The sequence below is a fragment of the Lentisphaerota bacterium genome, assembly GCA_016873675.1.
Lineage (GTDB): Bacteria > Verrucomicrobiota > Kiritimatiellia > RFP12 > JAAYNR01 > VGWG01.
In genome coordinates, this window is record VGWG01000187.1 from 1 (window position 1) to 3069 (window position 3069).

The 3069-nt window shown below is 62.9% G+C and carries 3 protein-coding genes; all 3 read right to left on the reverse strand.

What is annotated here, in order from left to right:
• The coding region (locus tag FJ222_12460) for a hypothetical protein (protein ID MBM4165234.1) at positions 1-973 on the reverse strand (973 nt) is incomplete at its 3' end.
• A gap of 340 nt (positions 974-1313) precedes the next feature.
• A complete protein-coding gene (locus FJ222_12465; GenBank protein ID MBM4165235.1) occupies positions 1314-2234 on the reverse strand; it encodes a hypothetical protein in 921 nt (306 codons plus the stop codon).
• Positions 2231-3052, reverse strand: coding sequence for a hypothetical protein (locus tag FJ222_12470; protein MBM4165236.1), 822 nt, complete (start codon positions 3050-3052; stop codon positions 2231-2233). The genes FJ222_12465 and FJ222_12470 overlap by 4 nt, the downstream gene beginning before the upstream one ends.
• Positions 3053-3069: the final 17 nt, after the last annotated feature.

A 3069-nucleotide genomic window follows, 5' to 3' on the forward strand; every position in this document is an offset into this window, starting at 1 on the left:
TCTCGGTCAGCCCCGCCGCCGTGTAGGTGAAGGTGTTGGTCAGGCATGCGCCGGCGGGATCGGTGATGCGGCGGATGACGCCATCGCCCCAACTGAAGGTCTTGATGAGTTCGATGGTCCGGCTCGTGATCGCGCCATCGCTGCCTCTGATCGCGCTGGTGGTAGCCCGCTCGCTGCGGACATCGTTCCAGAGGGTTGTTTCCTCCTCCTGCATCAAGACCGTGACGCCGTCGCCGGTCTGCAGGACCCAGTTCTCGGAATCGGCCTCGTAGGCGAAGTCATAGACGGTGGTGCGCGAACCCATGAGGCGCGTGACCCGGAGTTTGCGCAGGGAGCCGGGTTCGGGATTGACGAACGACCAGCTTTCAAAGGGTGCGGCATTCGGGTCGATGCGATAGCACCCGTTGGTATCCTTGCCGCCCGCGAGGATCATGGCGGATCGCGTGTAGAATTGGATCGCATAGCTGGTGTTGTTGGTAGCGACGATATCGGCGAGCCGTGTGGGCAAGAGCACCTGACGCAGAATCTGGTTGGAGTCGCGGATGACCTCCACGCCCATGTCCTCGTAGGTCTCTTCACGTCCGGCCACGGTGCGATGGCTGACGAGTTGCATGTACTGCGCGGAGGTCTTGAACGCATTAAACCGGTAGCGGTCGCCATCGCCGGTATAGAGGTCATAGTAGGCGGGATTGGCGAGGGTGGCCCAGCCGTTGGCATCCACCATGAAGAGGCGGAGTTTCATGACCCAGGCATCGCCAAAGACCGGCACGCCAATGGACTCGCCGTCCTTGAAATTCACGGCAAACGGGATGCCCGCGCTTTCGACGAGGGTCACTTGCCGGGGGGCTCCATCGCGGGTCCGCTCATGGGAGATCCCCGTCATGGCATAGCCGACCACGAAATTGAGGGCTTGGGGCGTATAGATGGATTCCGTGAGCTGATTCTCGCCCATCCGAAACAGCGCCGACTTCACGGAACTGCCGGGGCGTAGCGCGCCCGCATTGATCTTGACCCAGGCGCAGCCCAAGCCCACCGCACTCGGGGAAGAGGAATCAGAACATGGGTCACATGACTTGCCGCTGGTATTCTCTACGCATTTTCGGTTAGCCAGATATTCGTTTACCGCACCCCAACTGCCGCGTGGCGATGCTCCCCATGCCAGCACGCCAACCAAAGCCACCTGCAAGCCAAATCTGATTCCTGTACGCATCTGAAACCTCTCTCTATAATGCGGGCGAAAACCGCCCGCAACCCTCACCCCGACCCTCTCCCAGCGGGAGAGGGAGAACACCTTGTTCTGTCTTCTGTCTTCTCTACCGTTTCGCGAGCACTCGTTTGATCGCGGCTTGGGCCGCCGTGCGGAGTCGAATATCCGAATTGGATTCCAACGCGCGCAGCGCCGCCAGATCCGACTGATCGCCCAGAATGCCGACGCACGCCAGGGCGGAGACGCGGATCAAGACCGAGCCGTTGGTCATCTGGTGGCGGGCGTCGGGGAGGACGGCCTGCTCGCCCAGTTTTGCGCAAATCTGAAAGGCGGTGATTTTGGCAGGCTCCCCGTAATCGGGCGAGCGGACGAGGGCCAGGGCCGTGGCGGCAATCCGGGCTTTTTCGAAGCCGGGTTGGCCGGACTGGTTTGCGAGTGCAATCAGGGCGGTTCCGGGAATACTCCCCTGCTTCTCGGATGCGGCGGTCCAGAGCGTCTGGCGCGCCTGTTCTTGCAGCGCCAGCGGGGTGATGACGGCATAGACGGAGCCGAGGTGCTGGATGCAGTAATCGCGCCACACCGGATCATGGGCGGGGTCGTTGAACATCGCGATCAGACGGGCCGGGAGGTCGGCGGGCATGACCGTCTGCATCTTGAGGGCGTTCACCACGTCATTCTTCAGCGCGTTGCGCTCTGCAGAAGACGCCGGATCTTCGCCGGATTTGCGGTCGAGCAAGCCGTACAACGCCTGAACCTCGTCGGGCAACAACTCCTTGGACAAGGCGCGAACCGCCTGGAGCCGTGCCGCATGGGAAGGCACCGTTTCAGAACCGGTCGCCCGTCCGGTACTGTGGCCCAGCACCAGGGCAAGGGTCATGCCGGACGCGGCGGACGCGACGGACGCGGCGGACGCCGGGTCCTCGGCGGCACGGGCAAGCGAGGTCTGGCCGATGACGAGGGTCATCAGCACCGAAAAAGCCATCCGGATCGCACGCATTGCAGGCGTTGCACGCATTGTCTGGCTCATCGGGTGCCTCCGATGTACACGGTATCCTGATAGATCTGCGTTGTATGGCAGACCGATGTAAATGACGCGGCGGATTGAAGCATCTGGTAGGTGCAGACGCCGCTTTCGTCGAAGTCGGCCGCCGTCAGGGTCATGTCGAGCGTGCCATCGAGGAAGGTGACGCCGCCGACGAAGATATGAAGCTTCACAAGCAGATCGGCGGGAACCGTGCCGAGCTGCAGGCGCACCTCGACCCTGCGACTTCCATCGGAGAAGGTTTCCAGCACGCGGAAATAGCTGCCGTTATCGCCAGAGATCGCGACGATCTTCGCGCTGTCCAGGACAGGGCCATCCGCTCCGAGGCGGGCGACCATGTAAAGCGGCTTGTCTGAGGGATGCATCACGGTAAAGCGTGTGCCCCCGCTCACGAGATTGGTTGCTGTGAGACTGAGCAGACTATCGGCGACGATCACGGAATCGGTGGTGATGCCGGGGCAGTCCCATGTGCGGGGCTGGCCGGTGACGCAGGCCGCTTCCCGCCCATTGAAGGCGCCGGTCACGACCCGGACCGCCAGGGTTCCGTTGGTGACCCCGTTCGCATTGCTGCAAACGCCGGACACCGTGAACAGGCCAGCCTGATCGAAGGCATACGGGACGGGGCTGCCCACGGTTGCGACAATGTTGGTGACCTCGTTGGTGGCGGCATCCCAGAGGGTCAGGGTGACCGAGCCGGTGGTGGCGTCGGCTGGCCAGGCCGCGAGGCGCAGCGAACTGCCGGAGCGGAGGGCGAGGCCGTTGCTGAACGCATGGCCGACCAGGTTGAGGGGTTCCCATGCCACGGTGTTGGTGATCATGA

Excerpts from the sequence above, each read along its gene's own strand:
- FJ222_12465 (MBM4165235.1), bottom strand. The coding sequence starts at position 2,234 with ATGAGCCAGACAATGCGTGCAACGCCTGCAATGCGTGCGATCCGGATG.